Annotated in this window: 16 protein-coding genes; 8 read left to right on the forward strand and 8 right to left on the reverse strand. The window is 55.1% G+C overall.

Annotated elements, in window-relative coordinates:
• Positions 1-15: 15 nt before the first annotated feature.
• The 5 genes from Dform_RS06910 to Dform_RS06935 all read left to right on the forward strand — a co-directional run bounded on the left by Dform_RS06910 (position 16) and on the right by Dform_RS06935 (position 5,645).
• Entirely contained in the window at positions 16-561 is a 546-nt protein-coding gene (locus tag Dform_RS06910) for a peptidylprolyl isomerase (RefSeq protein ID WP_225973654.1), read from the forward strand.
• A 182-nt stretch (positions 562-743) separates the two neighbouring features.
• On the forward strand, positions 744-1,136 hold the full coding sequence (locus tag Dform_RS06915) for an SRPBCC family protein (RefSeq protein WP_076004368.1): 393 nt from the start codon (positions 744-746) through the stop codon (positions 1,134-1,136).
• A gap of 94 nt (positions 1,137-1,230) precedes the next feature.
• A complete protein-coding gene (locus tag Dform_RS06920) occupies positions 1,231-2,214 on the forward strand; it encodes an AAA family ATPase (protein ID WP_076005102.1) in 984 nt (327 codons plus the stop codon).
• 27 nt (positions 2,215-2,241) lie between these two features.
• The gene (locus Dform_RS06925) at positions 2,242-3,468 is read left to right on the forward strand and encodes a DUF58 domain-containing protein (RefSeq protein ID WP_076004369.1); all 1,227 of its coding nucleotides are present in this window, start codon (positions 2,242-2,244) and stop codon (positions 3,466-3,468) included.
• Positions 3,465-5,645 carry a DUF4129 domain-containing transglutaminase family protein gene (locus Dform_RS06935; protein ID WP_083635392.1) on the forward strand — a complete coding sequence of 727 codons (2,181 nt, stop codon included), beginning with the start codon at positions 3,465-3,467 and terminating at the stop codon, positions 5,643-5,645. The genes Dform_RS06925 and Dform_RS06935 overlap by 4 nt, the downstream gene beginning before the upstream one ends.
• 4 nt (positions 5,646-5,649) lie before the next feature.
• On the opposite strand, the gene Dform_RS06940 is transcribed toward Dform_RS06935, so the two are convergent.
• The 8 genes from Dform_RS06940 to osmF all read right to left on the reverse strand — a co-directional run bounded on the left by Dform_RS06940 (position 5,650) and on the right by osmF (position 12,846).
• Entirely contained in the window at positions 5,650-6,312 is a 663-nt protein-coding gene (locus Dform_RS06940; RefSeq protein WP_158513480.1) for a DUF998 domain-containing protein, read from the reverse strand.
• A gap of 64 nt (positions 6,313-6,376) precedes the next feature.
• Complete coding sequence (locus tag Dform_RS06945) at positions 6,377-7,117, reverse strand: amino acid ABC transporter ATP-binding protein (protein ID WP_076004373.1); 741 nt, start codon at positions 7,115-7,117, stop codon at positions 6,377-6,379.
• A 2-nt stretch (positions 7,118-7,119) separates the two neighbouring features.
• Complete coding sequence (locus tag Dform_RS06950) at positions 7,120-7,950, reverse strand: amino acid ABC transporter permease (protein ID WP_076004374.1); 831 nt, start codon at positions 7,948-7,950, stop codon at positions 7,120-7,122.
• A 50-nt stretch (positions 7,951-8,000) separates the two neighbouring features.
• Positions 8,001-8,771 (reverse strand): basic amino acid ABC transporter substrate-binding protein, encoded by a 771-nt coding sequence (locus Dform_RS06955; RefSeq protein ID WP_076004375.1) that lies wholly within the window; start codon positions 8,769-8,771, stop codon positions 8,001-8,003.
• A 145-nt stretch (positions 8,772-8,916) separates the two neighbouring features.
• Positions 8,917-9,708: an ABC transporter permease gene (locus tag Dform_RS06960; RefSeq protein ID WP_225973655.1), complete on the reverse strand. Its 792-nt coding sequence runs from the start codon at positions 9,706-9,708 to the stop codon at positions 8,917-8,919.
• The gene (locus Dform_RS06965; RefSeq protein WP_076004377.1) at positions 9,659-10,753 is read right to left on the reverse strand and encodes an ABC transporter ATP-binding protein; all 1,095 of its coding nucleotides are present in this window, start codon (positions 10,751-10,753) and stop codon (positions 9,659-9,661) included. Before Dform_RS06965 ends, Dform_RS06960 begins: the two co-directional genes overlap by 50 nt.
• Positions 10,750-11,907, reverse strand: coding sequence for an ABC transporter permease (locus Dform_RS06970; protein WP_076004378.1), 1,158 nt, complete (start codon positions 11,905-11,907; stop codon positions 10,750-10,752). Before Dform_RS06970 ends, Dform_RS06965 begins: the two co-directional genes overlap by 4 nt.
• Positions 11,908-12,846: a glycine betaine ABC transporter substrate-binding protein OsmF gene (gene osmF, locus Dform_RS06975; protein WP_083635394.1), complete on the reverse strand. Its 939-nt coding sequence runs from the start codon at positions 12,844-12,846 to the stop codon at positions 11,908-11,910.
• A 249-nt stretch (positions 12,847-13,095) separates the two neighbouring features.
• On the opposite strand from osmF, the gene Dform_RS06980 reads away from it, so the two are divergent.
• Genes Dform_RS06980 through Dform_RS06990 form a run of 3 tightly spaced genes read left to right on the forward strand, consistent with a single transcriptional unit; the run spans position 13,096 to position 16,764 of the window.
• A complete protein-coding gene (locus Dform_RS06980) occupies positions 13,096-14,511 on the forward strand; it encodes a B12-binding domain-containing radical SAM protein (RefSeq protein ID WP_076004379.1) in 1,416 nt (471 codons plus the stop codon).
• Between the two features lie 47 nt (positions 14,512-14,558).
• Positions 14,559-15,971 (forward strand): B12-binding domain-containing radical SAM protein, encoded by a 1,413-nt coding sequence (locus Dform_RS06985; protein ID WP_076004380.1) that lies wholly within the window; start codon positions 14,559-14,561, stop codon positions 15,969-15,971.
• On the forward strand, positions 15,946-16,764 hold the full coding sequence (locus Dform_RS06990; RefSeq protein WP_076004381.1) for an adenosylcobinamide amidohydrolase: 819 nt from the start codon (positions 15,946-15,948) through the stop codon (positions 16,762-16,764). Before Dform_RS06985 ends, Dform_RS06990 begins: the two co-directional genes overlap by 26 nt.
• The last annotated feature ends 38 nt before the right edge of the window (positions 16,765-16,802 follow it).

Here is a 16,802-nt window from a genome sequence, read left to right on the forward strand (position 1 = left end):
GAGAAAGGAAAATTGATGTCCGACTCCACCAAACACTGGAATACGCCACCCGCAATGGAGATCGACCCGGCGAAAAAATACACCGCCACAGTGACCACCAACGTGGGGTCTTTCAAAATTGAGTTGCTTGCCAAGGAAAGTCCCAGGACGGTCAATAATTTTGTCTTTTTATCGCGCCAGGGATTTTACGCCGGAGTCGTTTTTCACCGGATAATCAAGCCGTTCATGGTCCAAACAGGCGACCCCACCGGCAGCGGCGCCGGAGGTCCAGGTTATAGATTTGCCGATGAACTCCCGGTCAAGCATTCATATGATCCCGGAATCGTGGCCATGGCTAACGCCGGACCGAATACCAACGGCAGCCAGTTCTTCATCTGTACCGGACCTCAATCAAAAGGACTCGACGGATGCCCGAACTACACTCAATTCGGCCGGATCGCCGAAGGCATGGATATCGTGCAGAAAATCGCCGGCGTTCCGGTCAGACGTTCACCTCATGGCGAGATGTCCAGCCCGGTCGATCCTCCTGTGATCAACACCATCGAAATTTCAGAAACCTAGAATTGTTTAGAATAAACAGGGCTGGAGCAGACCATTCCCATCCAGAGATATCTGGCGCCCTATCTACTTCAGGAACGGTCTGCACCTGTCCCAAGGTGAAATGTGAACGCCACGGCGATTGTGTGCCCTGCCGCGAACACCATGAGAGGCGCGGGAAGCCACCGCGCTGTGAGCGTTAGTTGATGGACGGGAAAACCATCGTCCAGTTGGCTGTATTCGAAGCGCCTTCGAAACTCGTGTACAGGGCACTGGTTGATTCCAAACAACACTCGGATTTTACCGGAGATGCGGCTTCAATCGACGCACGGGTCGGAGGAAAGTTCCAGGCATATGGCGAATACATAAACGGCACTTTCCTGGAAATCGTTCCCGGTAGAAAAATTGTCCAGGAGTGGCGCGCCTCCGATTGGCCCTCCGGTATTTTTTCCAGGGTGACGATCGACCTTCAAGAAAAGAATGGTTTGACCACGTTGCGCCTGACCCAGGAGGGTGTGCCTGAGGCATTCGCCGAAGAAATCTCTCAAGGTTGGCACGATTTCTACTGGGACCGCCTGCGCGAATACCTGGAAAAGTAACAGCCGGGAAATTTTCGCCGCCCGGCATTTCGATCTTAAACCAAATTCGAACTTTCCAGAATCGCCTGCCTGACATATAATGAATGTCATGGTTATGGAAAGTTCGTCCGTTACCAGTCGCCTCGACCGATCTTTCTCCTGGGCTCATCGTTCAGCCTCCGGAATCGTCGATAACGTTAGCAGAGTTATCGTCGGCAAGACTGAAGCTATCAAACTGGCTGTAGTCGCCATGATGAGCGGCGGGCACCTGTTGATCGAGGACGCGCCGGGAGTCGGTAAAACGATGCTGGCGCGAGCTTTAGCAAGGTCGCTTGAATGTTCTTTCAAGCGCATCCAATTCACCCCCGATATGTTGCCCGGAGACATTACCGGAACAACCGTATACAATCAGAAATCGGGGGATTTCGAGTTCAGACCCGGTCCGGTCATGGCTCAGGTTGTACTGGCCGACGAGATCAACCGGGCGACGCCGAAGGTCCAGTCAGCTCTGCTCGAATGCATGGAAGAACGCCAGATTTCCGTCGACGGGGTTACCCATCCCATGCCGGCGCCATTCCACGTGCTGGCAACTCAAAATCCGATCGAGTACGAGGGCACATTTCCTCTGCCTGAAACGCAACTCGACCGGTTTACGCTCCGCCTGTCGCTCGGTTTTCCGGACGCAAGCGGCGAACTCACGATTCTAGAAAACCAGCGCCATCACCATCCTATCGAAAACCTCGGACCGGTCATCCACGCCGAGGAATTGCTCACTCTACAATCGACGGTTAAGAACGTGTTCGTTGATCGGCTGGTCAGTGAATACATCGTGGCCATCGCCGGGGCCACGAGAAAGCATGCCGCACTCTATCTGGGTGTTTCGCCCCGAGGTTCATTGGCCTTATACCGCACCGCCCAGGCCCATGCGCTTCTGGAAGGGCGAGATTTTGTACTGCCCGATGACGTCAAGGCTTTGGCGGTGCCGGTTCTAGCTCACCGCCTGGTACTCGATCCGTCGAGCGCGCATAAAACAGGTAGCCGCGACATTATCGGCGACCTGATCGCAACACTACCGGTGCCGGGAGCTTCCGGCAGGTAACAACATCTCGTTTGGGGGGAACGGCGGATGGGAAACCGGTGGGGTCTGATTACAGTCACCGTCCTGCTGGCCGGGACGGTGGTCCTGACAGGTTCGGTCCTGGTCCTAAGGATTTTTTACGCCTGGGGGCTTTCCCTTGCCCTGGGCATTTTCTGGGTTGCATTCACTTCGAGGGGGATTTCCCTCAGCACAACTCCACTTCCGGACCGCGCCCAGGTGGGTACCTGCCTGCGTCAACAAGTCACAATTTCGGCCAAGGGATTCCTCCCGAAACCCGGCCTAAAGTTACAGGCTGCCGGTGACCTGCCCGGAGAACATCTCTCGACAGCGGTAGACTTGCCAGGGGGCAGGACTTTCCTGTGGCAGGCGGATTATAGCCTGGAGCGCCGCGGGCGGTATCATCTGGGCTCATTCAGGCTGCAATCAATCGACCCGTTAGGTCTGTTCCGACGTGAAATCGCAATTGGATCGGCCTCTGAAATACTCATCCACCCCCTGACCGTGCCGTTGCCGCCGTTTTCATTGCCCGGTTTGAACGGCAGCGGCCTATCCAAGCGGATGCCTGAATCACTATCGGCGTCTGCCTCCAACATCCGAGAATATACTTCCGGAGACAGCATGCGTCATATCCATTGGCGGAGTACGGCCCACACCGGTCGATACATGGTCAAGGTGTTCGATGCCGACCGGTCCCGCCACCGCCCCGAAAACTTTTGGGTGATCCTTGACATGGGAAACGGTCACTCAGGCCGGGGCAACGATTCTACCACCGAGTACGCCGTTACGATGGCGGCGTCGCTGGCCAGGGAATATATCTCGCACGGGTATAATTTCGGTATGCTGAGCCTCGGCGTTGAACCTGTCGTGTTTCCTTTGGGTAGCGGTCAGGATCATTTGACGGAGGTTCTCGATTTCCTGGCAACCCTAAATTCGGGCGACTCATTTTCCTTCAACGAACGGTTGGCAAGACACCAGGGGCTGTTCGGGTCAAATTCAACGGTGATCATAATTACCGCTTCGCCGGCAAGTTCGCTGACGGAAAGTTACCATCAGTTGAGTTCCCGCGGCTGTGCCGTGGCATATTTTCTGATCGACGGCGCCGATTTCGGCGGTTCCAGTCCAGCCGCAGCCGGCAGGAGTCTGACCCTGCTGGGAGCCCCGGTGTATCTGCTCCGGCGGGCAGAAACGTTCAAACAATCCCTGGATAAAGCAGCCAACGCTATACTGTGGCTTGATGGTGTCAGCCGTTCATGAAAACCAGCTTCCGTCACGATGAGTATATCCGGGGGAGGTCTTCCTTGGGGGCCGCCCTGGCAAGCGCGATATTAACCGCCTGCGCACTGGGCGTGTCGGTTTGGTCGTTGCAGTCTGCGGACTGGTTTAACCCGAATCCCCCGTTCGCAGCGATCCTATTGTTCAGCATAGTCTTGAGTACCATACTCGCCTTAACGAGCATAAGGCAGCGGCTGGCGATTCCCGTTCTAGTTCTGGCTGGGGTACCGCTTTCCATCTGGCAATCTATCAACTCCATGCCTAAAATTCCTGGAGCCGATACCTGGGCACGGTGGCTTGCCGCCCTGTCAGAACCGGCCAGGGATCCCGCAGCGTTTGTCGTGGTGCTGGTCATGGTGACCTGGCTGATCGGTTCCGCCGGAGCCTGGTACGCGGTGCGGCGGAGGAACGGCTGGGTAGCCTTTGGCCTGGGATCCGTTTTGGCCGTCCTGAACCTGGTGAATCTGCCGCGGAATTTTTCCTATGTCTTGCCGCTGTTTATTGTTCTGGGGCTGGCTCTGATCGTTCAAGCAAACTGGGCAAAATCCATCCGGAATAAGAGCGCCGGAAGCTTACGGCTCCGATTGATCCCTGGCGCGCTAGTGTGTGTTCTCGTTACCCTGGGAGCTTTTGCTCTGCCCCAATCTCCGGCCGAAAAACTGAGTTTGAACCTAGACGGCGGCGCCATATATTCCGCGATCAAGAATAACGGTTTCAATATTTTTGAGGCCGTGCCTTCCAAAGTAAAAACTATTTTGAGTTCCAATCAAGACACGGTAGATTTCGGCGTGGCGCCGGACCTGGGCGACACGGTCAGATTCATCATTACACCGGCGATGCCCGGGTATTTCGCGACCCGCTACTACGATGTGTATTCCGCCGGCGGTTGGAGCAACAGCCAGGTTACTGATACGAGTGTACCGGCAAACCAGTCTATCGGAGAAGCCGTTCCGCCGCTGAAAGCCACCACCATCAATTACCGGGTCGAGAACGAGGTAAAAACCGATATTGTGCTCATCAATGGCCGCCCTCAAGCCCTCGACATTTCGATTATCGCAAAGGGTCTGCCAACTACGGGCGGTTTAGATGTGTCTTCATTATCGGCAGCCAGGGTCCTTTCTGCCTATGCTTCCTACTCCGTTATTGCCCATCTTCCCGTCGCCACGGTCGCCGACCTTCTCAAGGCCAATGCCCCTTACCCGGAATGGGTCTCGGAAAGATATCTCCAACTGCCGGCTAATCTGCCGCGATCGTTGAAATCACTTGCCCTGCAATTGACTCAAGGAATCCCTTTTTCGACAACAGGTGCTTTGACCTACAACAAGGTCGTCGCTATCGAAAATTACCTTTTGAACTTCAAATATGACATCGACGGCGCGATAGTCAACGGTAACGCCGACGGAGTGGCTGCTTTCCTATCTGACCGCCAAGGCAACTGCGTCAACTTCGCCTCAGCCCTGGTAGTGATGTTGAGAGCCGCCGGCGTGCCCGCCAGGTTTGTCCAGGGCTACCTCGGCTCCGAGGTCGCCGCCGATGGGAAAAGCCTTTCTATCTACGGCCGCGATGCCCATGCCTGGGCTGAGGTGTATTTCCCGGACTACGGCTGGGTGATCGCTGAGGCTACTCCCGGAAAACCTACGGACAACTTCACCGAGTTTTCGACCCAAATCCCGAACGGGACCATTCCTCTGGCAAGTGACGCTCCGATCGCGGGAGAAGACCCTGAACCAGCCCTGAGTCCCCCGGCGGGAACCGCGCCGGACGGCCGGAGCGGCAATTTCCAGATAATCTGGGTGCTGTGGAGTCTGCTCGCCGGATTAATAGTGACCGCAGGCGGTGGAACCGCATACCTAATTCGGGCTTCAAATCCCCAGGCCATGTATGCCCGGCTCAGGTGGTTGGGCAGGCTTTATGGTGAAAAGGGGCGACCTGCCGATACGCCGCTGGAATACTCTAACCGGCTCGGCTTCAGGCTGACCGACAAGGCAACGGAAATATCGGTAATAGCGGATGCCTTTTCCCGTTACCGCTACGGGACGAATCGCTGTGCCGACATCGCCAGCAGAAATGAACTGATAGACACCTGGAAAAAACTGAGCGCCGCCTTGATCCGCAACCGATTGTCTTTCTCGCGCAACAGACGCCGCGATACCGCTTGAAGGACTATTTTGCGGGTCGGGCCGGAGGCTCCAACGGCGTATCCACCAGGTGTGGCAAGTGAGAACCGGCAAATACAATCCAGGCCAGATTTACCCCCGCAAGCAACCTTTCACTGATGCCGATGAACCTGATCGGGTTCAATGGCAGAAGCTGAAGAGCGATCAGCCCGCCGATGGCAGCCATTACATACGAGAAATGCAGGATGGTTGCCGAATCCGGATTGCCGCCTATGGCCCTGGAAAGCAGATAACAGTTGACCGGAAACAAAGCGGCCATGGCGATCACCGTGGTCACGTGAACCCCGCCTCCCAGCGATTCTATGCCCAACCCGGGATCAGTTTTGAACAAGGTGATTACGCCGAACCCGATCGACATCGCGGCGAAAATAAAACCGGAAATTCTCACCCAGTGATTGATCCTGGCAGATCTGGAGGACAGGATGAATCCCGCGAACAGAGCCTGGGTGAGGCCGGCAGCGGCCATGCCGATCTGTTCCAGCCACCCGAAGGGATAGAATACCAGGTCGCTGATGGATTCTTTCAGCGGATTATACCCCGGATTCAGGCTGACCCCGATAGCGTCGCAAATGACTACGGTGGCGGCTGCCAAACCGCAGATAACCGGAAGAGATGACGAAATGGTGTCGTGCAACCACTGTCGAGTCACAATACTAATTATACGTGACTCTTGAGGCAATATTGAAAATTGCGGTGTGACCCGAAGTTAATCCCTAGTGAATGTGGAGGACCTTGGAGAGGAAGGCACGGGACCGCTCTTCCTTGGGATTGGTGAAAAAATCATGCGGTGACGCCATCTCAACTATGCGGCCTTCGTCCATAAATATCATGCGGTCGGCGGCTGCCCGGGCGAAGCCCATCTCATGAGAAACAACCACCATGGTCATGCCCTCAGCGGCAAGCCCGGTCATGACGTCCAGAACTTCCTTGATCATCTCGGGATCGAGCGCCGATGTCGGTTCATCGAACAGCATGATCTTGGGATTCATGGCCAGGGCCCGGGCAATGGCGACCCGCTGCTGCTGGCCGCCGGAAAGCTGACCGGGGAACGCCTTCTCTTTTTCCGGGATACCCACTTTTTGAAGTAATTCCCGGGCGATTTTAACAGCCTCTTCTTTGCAGCGTTTGCGGACCTGGCACTGGGCCAGAACCAGATTGTCCAGCACCGAAAGATGCGAAAAAAGGTTGAATTGCTGGAAAACCATGCCGACTTCCTGGCGTACCGCGTTTATATTTTCGGTACTATCGAGAGGAATTCCGTCCACGGAGATACTGCCCGAGTTGTATTCCTCAAGCCGGTTTATACAACGCAAAAGAGTCGATTTGCCGGATCCTGAAGGCCCGATGATCACAACCACTTCACCTTTTTCGACGGTCAGGCTCACCCCGCGCAGGGCGTGAACGCGGCCAAAGCGCTTATGAACATTTTCTATTTCGATAATCGGTTCGGGCATTCTTATCTTTCGTAGCGAGTCTTACGTTCGATAAACGAAACGATTCGCGCGGCAAACAGCGTCATGATCAGATAAAGAAGCGCTACCATTGTCCAGGTCTCAATGGGACTGAAGTTGGTGGCCATGATCTCTCTTCCGCGGCGGGTCAGATCGGCAACGGCAACTACTGATACCAGCGAAGAATCTTTGAGCAAAGCGATGAACTCATTGCCCATCGGCGGAAGAATAACCCTGAACGCCTGCGGCAAGACGACAAAACGCATCGCCTGGAAATGGCTCATGCCCAGACTCCTGGCAGCTTCCATTTGCCCTTTGGGAATACTCTGGATGCCTGCCCGGACAATCTCGCTCATATAGGCGCCGTAACAAACGGTGATGCCGATGATGGCGGTGACGATCGGATTGGCCTGGTAGTTGGCCAAAGCAGCAATGTGAACCCAGCCGCCGATTTTCTGCACGACAACCGGGGATACAAAATACCAGCCGATAAGCTGAACCAGAAGAGGGATGCCTCGGATGATCTCGACGTAGAGTGTGGCGATGCCGAAAATTATTTTATTCTTAGCCAGCCTGCTTAAGCCACCCAACAAACCGAGCGCCACCATCAAAATGTAAGAAACGATGGTCACCAAAGCGGTGATAGCGATTCCGTCGGAGACGAAAGTAACGATATTTTTGAAGGGGTCAGGTTTGACTACGACAAGCAGGATGATCAATCCAGCCACGCCGGCGACAAGCCACCACCACGGATCCTGCCGGATATTGACCTCGCCGCCGGTGACGAATTTGAGCTCTTCTTTTGGAGCTACAACTGGTTCTGTTTCTTGCTTCATGATGGTAAAAAAGAGAGGGTGCTTTTCAGCACCCTCTCTGATTCAGTTCCTTATCCTGCAAGCCATTTGGTGACGAGTTGGTCGATGGTGCCGTCTGACTTGATCTGAGACAGGCCCTGGTTGATCTTATTCAGCAGGTCTGTTTTACCCTTGGCGACGGCAATGCCGTAATCCTCAGTGGAAAGGGCTGATCCGACCGTCTTGAGCGCCGTGGAATTCTTTTTAACGTAGTTATTGGCAATGGGGGTATCGCAGATGACGGCATCGATCTGGCCGTTCAACAGATCCTGGAAAGCCAACCCGATCTCATCATATGACCTGACCGTGGCGTTGGGGATGTCTTGTGCCAGTACCTCGCCGGTGGTTCCCAGTTGGGCGCCGATCTTTTTCCCAGACAGAGATGCCTGACCGGTGATGGTCGTGTTATTCAGTTTGACAGTAATCATTTGACCGGCGGTGAAGTAAGGATCGGAGAACATCATCTGGGCTGCCCGTTCAGGAGTGATGGTTATCGAAGAAATGGCCGCATCATACGTACCTTGCGCCATTCCGGCGAGTAGCGGATCGAAGCCGACGTTGACATACTCTATCTCCAAATTGACTTTGGCGGCGATGGCATTGAGCAAGTCGATGTCAAAGCCCTCGATCTTCTTGGTGGTCTCGTTCACATACTCGAACGGCGCCCAGGTGGCGTCAGTGGCTACGCGAATCTTAAGAGGACCGGCGGAGGTGGTGTTGCTAGTCCCGCCATTAGAACAACCCGGCAATGCCAAAGCCAACATGGCGACAACGGCGATTGCCAACCAGGTAAACTTTTTCACGATTCTCCTCCTTAGAGAATAGATTCAGAATGCCCAAGTTTACATTATCAGGGGATATTATGTCTAACGTTTTTGAGCTAATTTTGATATGTAGAAAGAACTGTTATAGCATTAACGCGCCGGTACCCAATTACTTCCCGTGTGATCAGCCCGAGACGGCCGGTTCTGGCCGTGGCGTGAGGCTAAGTTCGAGTGTTGAGATAATACCACTGGCAAGGATCGCCAGGAAAGCAGCAGGCAACGTTCCTTCAAGAATAAAAGCAGGATTGAACCGGACCAATCCGGCTATAACAGGGGAGCCGAGCCCGCCGGCGCCGATGACCGCCCCGATCATGGCGGTACCGATGTTGATCATCACCGAGATGCGGATACCCCCCAGAATCACTGGCGCGCCCAGGGGCAACTCCACCAGCCACAATCTCTGCAACGGAGTCATGCCGACTCCCGAGGCCGAATCTATAACCGTCGCCGGGATGCCGTTCAAAGCCACCGCCGTGCTGGCAACTATCGGGAAAAGCCCGTAAAGGAAGAGGGCAAAAACGGTAGGTTTGAAACCAAATCCAAAAGCCGGGACTGCCAGCGCCAAAACAGCGACAGGCGGGAACGTTTGGGCCAGGGAAGTAAGGTGTGTAGCCATAGGCTGAAGGCTCCGCCCGATCTTCCGGGTAATGAGAATGCCCAGGGGCAATCCAAGGGCTATCGACAGTGCAGAGGAAACGGAGACGATCCGGAGGTGCTCGACAACAAACACCCAGAGGGGCGCCCTGGGATGCAGCACCTGGTCCTGGGCTGGGAAAAGGAATCCCAGGACCGCTTGCCACCAACTATCATTGGCGACGATCACCATAAATAGAACGGTAAAAACCGCCAGTACGAGCCAGCGGAGTTTATGCCGCCGTGATCTTGCCATCGGCCGTGGCTTTTTCGATATCAGCAAGCGTCACTTCTCCCACAAATTTGCCGTTTTTATCGACTACCGGCAGGCTCCTGACACCCTGCCCCAACATAATCGAAAGCGCCTGACGCATAGTGTCATCTCCGGTTAAAACAATATCCGATCCCGGTTTGACGATCTCCCCGGAAGCGTCACCGCCTGGCGGCACCATGGAAAGATCCACCCAGCCCCGGAACCTGTCAAGGGAGTCAATGACCCAGTAAAAACGTTCGTCATTGGTGTCCAACCGCCCGATATCAGACTCCTTGACTGTCAGCCCTTGTTTCAGGTAGTCCTTTACCATAAAGCGGGTCAGGCGCTTCAAAGCCCGATCCGTGCCGACAAAATCATGGACGAACTTATTCTTCGGCTGCGCCAGTACCTCCTCCGGCGTATTGTATTGAACAATTTCCCCGGCGTTCATTATCGCCAGGCAGTCCGCCAGACGAATGGCTTCTTCCAGATCATGAGTCACGAAAATAACGGTCTTTTTCACTTCGTCCTGGATGTTGAGGAATTGATTTTGCAGCCTGATCCTGGTCAAAGGGTCCACGGCGCCGAAGGGTTCGTCCATGAGCAGGACCGGGGGATCCGCCGCCAAAGCCCGGGCGACGCCAACGCGCTGCGCCTGGCCGCCGGAGAGTTCCGCGGGATACCGATCCGAGAATTCTGTCGCGTCCAAGCCGATCAGGTCAAGCAGTTCCATTACCCTCTGGCGAATACGCTGCCGGTCCCATCCTAGGAGTTTCGGCACGGTCGCGATATTTTCATATACCGTCCAATGAGGGAAGAGACCGACGCCCTGAATGGCGTAACCTATACCCCGGCGGAGTTCCTCCGGTTTGAAATCAGAATTATCTTTGCCGTTTATCAGGATCCGTCCGGAGCTGGGCCGCACCAGGCGATTTATCAGGCGCAGCAACGTAGTCTTACCGCAACCCGAAGGACCGATAAGCACTGTTACCTGACCGTCAGGGATCTGAAGCGTAACATTAGCCACCGCCCGGGTATCGCCATAGTTCTTGGTCAACCTTTCCAATTCGATCATGCCGTTACCATCCCCGGGAGAGAGGCTTTCAATCTTTCCTCGAGAAACTGGAAAATACCGTTGATGACGAGCGCCAGGACGACTACGGAAATGGCGCCCATCAGGATCAGATCGGAGGCCGCCTGTTCAAGCCCCTGAAAAATGAAAAAGCCGAGGCCTCCGGCCCCGATCAGGGCAGCTACCGCGGTTCCTCCGACCGCCTGGACGGCGGCAATTCGCAGTCCGGATAAAATGGTCGGGGCGGCAAGGGGCATTTCAACTTTCAATAACAGTTGCCGGGAGCTCATACCGATACCGGCGCCGGCATCCCTGATGTCTTTGGCTACACCTTTTATGCCGGAAAATGTGTTCTGGGCGATGGGCAACAGAGAATAAAGGGTTATTGCGATGATAGCCGGTAACAACCCGATCCCGGAAATACCCAGACCGGGGATAGCCTGGCGCAGCGCCGAGAGAGCTACCAGCAGTAAGCCGAATAACGCCAGGCTGGGAATAGTCTGAATGACGCCGAAGAGGTACAGAACTGGGGCGGCAAATCTGGACTTGGCCGCAATAATTCCCGTCGGCAGACCGATGACTATCGCGGCGCCGATGCTGACCCCGAATATTAACAGGTGCCTCAGCAGTTCCTGAAAAAAGCGGGAGCTCTGATTTTGATACTCCACCACAAATGAGAAACCATTGAGTAACCCTGAGGCCGCCGCGGCTACCACAATCAGGGGGCCCGAGGCGGTGATTAGAGTCCTGGCAGGCTGGCCTGGCCTGGAGGCGGCAAAATACAACAGGTAAACCGCCAGCGCGGAAAGCCAGAAGCCGCCGGAAGGGCTGACGCGGGTTAATTCAGGTGCCCCCGAAAGAAGATTCCTGGCCCCGATTCCGGCCCCCGGTACCAATAAAACCAGGGTCACAAATGAGAGACCTGCGACGCCGTACATCGATAGCCGGGAATTCCGGTACACGGCGGCGGCGGCACAAGCCAACCACGAGATCAAAAGGAGGACGGCTACCGGCAGGTCGAGACTTTGAAAAAAGCCTATCCCGTCACCGGTGACCAGGCGATTGGCTTTAAGTTTAAAAAAATCCGGGATGGCTGCCGATAACCCCAGTACCGCGGCCACCACCAGCACCGGGTTTATCTCCGGCTTGCGCGTCATTTAAGGAACAAATCCCTTGGATTTCAGGTAATCTTGCACGACCGAAGCAACGTTCTTGCCTTCGACCTGGACACTGGCGTTCAACGTCTGCAGGGTAACGAGGTCGAGAGAGGCGAAAACGGGATTGAGAATACCGGCCAACTGAGGATATTTATCGAAGACGACTCCCCGCACGATCGGCGCCGGCGCGTAATAGGGCTGGGCGTGACGGTTGTCCTGAAGAACAACCAGGTTGAGCGCCGCCAGTCCCCCGTCAGTGCCGAAAGCCATGGCCGCATTGACCCCGCTGGTGCCTTCCGCCGCCGCCTTTTCAGTGGCCGCCGTACCGCCGAGAGAGACCACCACCTGTTGATTGGCGCCGAGGTTGAAACCATAGACCGATTCAAAGGCGGGTAAAGCCACGGCGCTGGTCAGGAACTCCTCCGAAGCGGCGATCTTGAAATTTCCGCCTTTGTTGATATAGGCGGCGAGGTCATCCAGGGTAACAAGGTTATTGCTGCTGGCAAAGGACTTGGGGACGGCTATCGCCCAGGTATTGTTAGCGGGTGCGGGCTGCAGCCAAACAATGTTATTTTGCTGTTTATCTAGCGTCTTCACCTCTTGATAGCCGGCTTGGAAGTCCTGCCAGACCGGGGAATTCTCTTCATTGAAGAAGAAGGCGCCGTTGCCGGTGTACTCAGGGTAGATGTCGATATCCCCGTTGATCAGGGCCGACCTCACAATGTCGGTCTGGCCGGTGGACGAATGGTCGATTACAGTGAATCCGTTTGCCCGGAGCATCTGTATGATAACCTGAGCGAGCACTGTGGCTTCAGTATCCAGCTTGGACCCTACAGTCACCGGGCCTTTCGAGGTGGTTGAACCGGGATTGTTACCGCAGGCGCCAAGGAATGAACTCAAAATTACGGCCAGCCCGAGGATTGACAATTTCAGTCTCATGATCCCGCTCCCGAAGTAAACTTAACCATTTCATTATAGGTGATTAGCAAACGGGGGCAAAACAATTCCGGTGTTTGCGCCGACTCTGATCAATAAGGCATAATTTCCGGCAATGGTGATCATTCTTATCAGCGCGGTTGTTGTCATCTACCTGGCGGTGTGGGTTATCGCCGGCGTGTACAGGCATCTGCAATGACCGGGCGCCGATATCCATTCAGTGATCAGCCTTAGGATTTGAGATTTCAACGCATGCGTATCCTTTTAGTGAATCCGGCGAGAAAACACCTGGCCACCTTCGGCCATCACAGCGTGTTTCCCAACAGTTTACTGTACATCGCCGCCGTGCTGGAGCAGGCGGGCCATGACGTCAAGATCTATGACAACCAGGTGGACCTGCGCGAGCCCAGGGACTTTGTGGACTGGAATCCGCGGTTAGTCGGTTTCTCCGTACTCTCCGGGCCGAACATCGCCGAAGCTATCGAGCAAACAAAGCAATTTAAAACCCTGTTGCCGGGAGTGAAAACAGTCTGGGGGAACGTCCATCCCAGCGTCCTGCCAGAGCAGACGATCGATGAGGATTACATCGATTACCTGTGCGTGGGAGCCGGCGAATACATGATGGCAGACCTGGCCAGCTTCCTCGAGACGGGCACACCTCCGGTCGACCGGATAAAAGGCCTGGTGTGGAAAGACGATGGCAAGGTCGTTTTCAACGAACCCTCCAAGTTCATCGAAAACCTGGACGAACTTCCCGATCCGGCGTGGCACCTCATCGACGTTCCCAGGTACTGGGAAAAATCGCTCAACACGTCCCGGGGTTGCCCTTCAAAGTGCACCTTTTGCTATTCGCCTCTGTTCTACAAGGGGTATTCGGGCGACCTGTCGGCCGGCCGCATTGTGTCCCAAATCGAACACCTTCACAAAACTTATGGCGTGAAGTTTGTACGATTCTTTGAAGACACTTTCACCTGCAACCGCGACCGTTTGCGCGAATTTTGCCGTCTGATGATCGAGAAGAGAATGCCGGTTCAGTGGGACTGCGACTCGCGCATCGGCTTGTCGGATGAAGACATCGGGCTGATGTCCAAAGCCGGCTGCGTCAGCGTCGGCCTGGGTATCGAGAGCGGATCGCCCCGCATCATCAAGTTCATCAAAAAAGGCATCACGGTCAAGGCGGTGGAAGAGACGATAGCCCGGCTTGCACGCCACAAGATCATGCCTCGGCTGTATTTCATCGCTGAACTGCCGACGGAGACGATTGAAGAATTCCGGGAGACCCAGGACCTGATCAAACGCCTGGACAGACCGCCTTACCAGTACATGCCTTATAATCCTTTCCCCGGCACCGTCCTGTATGATTATTGCATCAAGGAGGGCTTGATCAAGGCACCGTCAAGCCTTGCGGAATGGGCCAAAGTTGTGACGCTCCGGGCGGCGAACCCTGATTACTTGAAAGTGCCCCCTGAAATGCTGGATAAAGCCCTAGACGATTTAAGGAACATGTATTTTCTGCGGCCGCTGCGCTTCGCCTTGCGCCATATGCCATTCTATTTCATCCGTTTGAGGCCATGGCCGCACGAGTTATGGAAAGGCATAAAACGGTTCATCCTTTACTTCAACACCCGGCCGGTACCGGAGGGCAAGGTCAGGGGGCAGTTACGATAACCAGCATCGAGATTATTCGCTGCGCTCAGAATGACAAATCGTAGTAGATGCGTGTTTTACTAGTCAACCCGGCTAAACGTTTCAAGGGGTTCCTCGGCAAGACGAGATCCCTGCAGCCGACCGTGCTGCCGAATTCCCTGCTCTACATCGGGGCTGTACTGGAGCGGGGCGGTCACCAGGTGATGATTTGGGACCAGCAGGTAGACAGCCGGCAACCAAACGACTTCTTCACCACGTTCAAACCTCAGATTGTCGGTTTTTCCGTTTCGGTCGGAGGCATCATTTACGAGGCCATCGAACAATCCAAGGATTTCAAACGCCTCGATCCCTCGATCAAAATAGCCTGGGGAAATGTTCACCCGAGCATGCTCCCCGAGCAAACTTTAACCGAGGATTATGTCGACTACGTCGCCATCGGACCCGGCGAGTACACCATGTTGGAACTGGCCGATCACCTTGACAAAGGCACCCCCGACTCTCTCTCCGGCATCAACGGACTTGCCTACAAGCAGAACGGTAAAATCATCGTCAACCCGGACCGCCCATTCATCAAGGACCTCGATGAACTGCCGGACCCCGCCTGGCACCTGGTGCCCATGGAGGACTACTGGGAAAAATCCCTGAACACCTCCCGCGGCTGCCCCAGCAAATGCATCTTCTGCTACAACCCGCCGTTCCACAAAGGCCAGCTCGGCGAGTTCTCCGCCGAACGCATCGTATCCCAGATGGAGATCCTCAAGAAACGCTACGGAGTGACCCTTTTCCGTTTCTTCGAGGACGATTTCTGCCACAACCGGCCACGGCTGCATCGTTTCTGTAAACTTGTGATCGAAAAGAAAATGCATATCCGCTGGGATTGCGACGCTCGAGCCGGCTTGACCGAGGAGGACGTCCGCTTGATGAAGAAAAGCGGCTGCGCCTCAGTCGGCTTTGGTGTGGAGAGCGGTTCGACGCGAATGCTCAAATTTATCAGGAAGACGGCTAACCTGGAGGACATCAAGCAGACCTTCAGGCTGCTGGTGAAATTTAAAATCCTGCCGAAGTTGTATCTGATATCGGAGTTACCAACCGAAACCGTCGAGGACTTCGAGGCCACCAAACACCTCATCAAGGAACTCGGCAACCCGCCGCACCAATACGTGTCTTACCTGCCCTATCCGGGCACGGGGCTTTATGACTATTGCGTCGCCCGCGGGTTACAGCCTCCCAAAACCACGGAAGAATGGGCTGATTTCATTTCTCAACCAGATTGCGGCATTAGGTGGTCGGAAGTGCCCAAAGAAATGACCGCCGCTTTCAAGGAAAAACTGGTAAAATACTACTTCTGGCGGCGGACGTTCTTTGCGCTGAGGCACGGCATGTTCTCGTTCTACATCCCGGTCAACCCCAGCCCGAAGGAATTCCTCAGGGTCATCCGCTTCTGGTGGAGGTATTATGTCACTCGACCCTTGCACGGCTGATCCCAAACATCCTGAATCCAAAGTGACGTACCGAGAACCGCTTGGCGAATTCCACGGCGTCAAGGCTGAGATTATCGGCCACTGTGTCTGGGACTACCCTGCCAACACCCTCGCGCTCCGTTTGCCGCAGCCGAAGTGGGTATTGTGCGCTTACCAGGGTTACCGCAAGGTGACCTCAGTCCTCAACTGCTTCCACCCGCCGGAGTCATGGCATGCCGTGGATAACACCAACCGCACCTATTGGGAATACACCCGCTGGATCCACCGCGAAATGCTGAAACAAGTGGCTCCGGGCGAGAAGACGGCGCTTCTATTTACCGGAGTGGACATGCACAACCATGTTATGGTGGAAGAGACTTACGAGGAACTGTGGGTGCAGGCGTGGGTCACCGCCGGCGTCAAGACCAACGCCCTGCGGATTGGCCGGGACGCCGCCTACGGCATAGAACGCAAAGGCCTGTGGCAGCCGTTCGACCACAAAGAGCCACCGCAACCGGGTACGATCAACATCATAGTCCTGACATCTTCCGATCTCGGACAGGCAGCGATGGCTTCCAGTTTCATCACCATCACCGAGGCTAAAACGGCCGCCCTGCAGGACCTTGATATCCATAGTTCCTATAATCCCAAACTGTTGGCGACCGGCACCAGTACCGACCAGATCTGTATCGTTCCCGGCCACGGCGACCGCTGTTTCTATGTCTCCGGGCAGGTCAAGTTGGGCGAATTGATCGCCCGGGCTGTAACCCGCGGCGTCACCGCGGCAATCAATAAGGTGAGAAGCCAAACCTGACTGTAAGTTCCGTCCATCCTTCGACAAGCTCAGGACGA

It is taken from the genome of Dehalogenimonas formicexedens (assembly GCF_001953175.1).
GTDB lineage: Bacteria > Chloroflexota > Dehalococcoidia > Dehalococcoidales > Dehalococcoidaceae > Dehalogenimonas > Dehalogenimonas formicexedens.

Bases quoted from the DNA above. Each gene is read 5' to 3' on its own strand.
- Dform_RS06910 (WP_225973654.1), top strand. From the start codon at position 16: ATGTCCGACTCCACCAAACACTGGAATACGCCACCCGCAATGGAGATC.
- Dform_RS06915 (WP_076004368.1), top strand. From the start codon at position 744: ATGGACGGGAAAACCATCGTCCAGTTGGCTGTATTCGAAGCGCCTTCG.
- Dform_RS06920 (WP_076005102.1), top strand. From the start codon at position 1,231: ATGGAAAGTTCGTCCGTTACCAGTCGCCTCGACCGATCTTTCTCCTGG.
- Dform_RS06925 (WP_076004369.1), top strand. From the start codon at position 2,242: ATGGGAAACCGGTGGGGTCTGATTACAGTCACCGTCCTGCTGGCCGGG.
- Dform_RS06935 (WP_083635392.1), top strand. From the start codon at position 3,465: ATGAAAACCAGCTTCCGTCACGATGAGTATATCCGGGGGAGGTCTTCC.
- Dform_RS06945 (WP_076004373.1), bottom strand. From the start codon at position 7,117: ATGCCCGAACCGATTATCGAAATAGAAAATGTTCATAAGCGCTTTGGC.
- Dform_RS06950 (WP_076004374.1), bottom strand. From the start codon at position 7,950: ATGAAGCAAGAAACAGAACCAGTTGTAGCTCCAAAAGAAGAGCTCAAA.
- Dform_RS06965 (WP_076004377.1), bottom strand. From the start codon at position 10,753: ATGATCGAATTGGAAAGGTTGACCAAGAACTATGGCGATACCCGGGCG.
- Dform_RS06970 (WP_076004378.1), bottom strand. From the start codon at position 11,907: ATGACGCGCAAGCCGGAGATAAACCCGGTGCTGGTGGTGGCCGCGGTA.
- osmF (WP_083635394.1), bottom strand. From the start codon at position 12,846: ATGAGACTGAAATTGTCAATCCTCGGGCTGGCCGTAATTTTGAGTTCA.
- Dform_RS06980 (WP_076004379.1), top strand. From the start codon at position 13,096: ATGCGTATCCTTTTAGTGAATCCGGCGAGAAAACACCTGGCCACCTTC.
- Dform_RS06985 (WP_076004380.1), top strand. From the start codon at position 14,559: ATGCGTGTTTTACTAGTCAACCCGGCTAAACGTTTCAAGGGGTTCCTC.
- Dform_RS06990 (WP_076004381.1), top strand. From the start codon at position 15,946: ATGTCACTCGACCCTTGCACGGCTGATCCCAAACATCCTGAATCCAAA.